Below are 952 nucleotides of genomic sequence, written 5' to 3' on the forward strand. Positions count from 1 at the left end.
AGCTGGTCACCGCGGGCATGACGCGCCAGCGCTGGGAGGACGACCCGCACGGCCTGCCGCCGCGCGACATGGCCATGCAGGTGGTGCTGCCGGAGCTCGACGGGCGCATCGCCACGCGCGCCATCAGCTTCAAGGCGGTGCAACGCCACGACCCCCGCACGCAAATCGACCTGATCCGCTACGCCGCCGACCCCGAGGCAATCGACTGGGTCGCCGAGCTGGCCTGGCGCTGGTGCCGCCTGCGTCGCCTGGCGCGCGCCCAGGTGCGGCTGGCCTTGGTGCTGACCGACTACCCGAGCGACGATGCCCGCATCGGCATGGCGCTGGGGCTGGATGTGCCGGCCTCGGTGGTGCGTCTGCTGCAGGCATTGCACCACGACGGCTACGACCTAGGCGAGGGCCCCGCGCTGCCGCGCGACGGCGAGGAGCTGATGCGCTGGCTGCGCAGCGGCGTCACGCACGCCTTCGACGACAACGATGCGCGCCCGGCCTGGCAGAGCCTGGCACTGGCCGACTACGAGCGGATGCTTCAGTCATGGCCGACGCCGCTGGTCGAAGCGCTGCGCCAGCGCTGGGGGGCGCCCGAGCGCGACCCCATGGCGCGCGCGGGCCGGCTGATGATCCCCGGCATCCGGCTGGGCCAGGTGTTCATCGGCCTGCAGCCCCCGCGCGATCCGCGACAGCGTCGCGCCGCCTACCATGACGCCGAGCAAGCGCCGCCGCACGCCTACGTGGCGTTTTACCTCTGGCTGCGCGAGGTATGGCAAGCGGATGCCATCGTGCACGTCGGCACGCACGGCAACCTGGAGTGGCTGCCGGGCAAAAGCGTGGCGTTGGGCCCGTTGTGCTGGCCGCAGCGCCTGATGGGGCCGCTGCCGCACCTCTACCTCTACATCGTCAACGATCCAGGCGAAGGCGTGCAGGCCAAGCGGCGCACGCAGGCGGTGATCAT

The 952-nt window shown here is 71.8% G+C and carries 1 protein-coding gene; it reads left to right on the forward strand.

The annotated features are described in order from the left end of the window. The coding region (locus tag ACK4TH_RS12290) for a cobaltochelatase subunit CobN (RefSeq protein ID WP_409626861.1) at positions 1 to 952 on the forward strand (952 nt) is incomplete at both ends.

The organism is Tepidimonas sp., assembly GCF_046292505.1.
In the GTDB taxonomy this organism is placed as follows: domain Bacteria; phylum Pseudomonadota; class Gammaproteobacteria; order Burkholderiales; family Burkholderiaceae_C; genus Tepidimonas.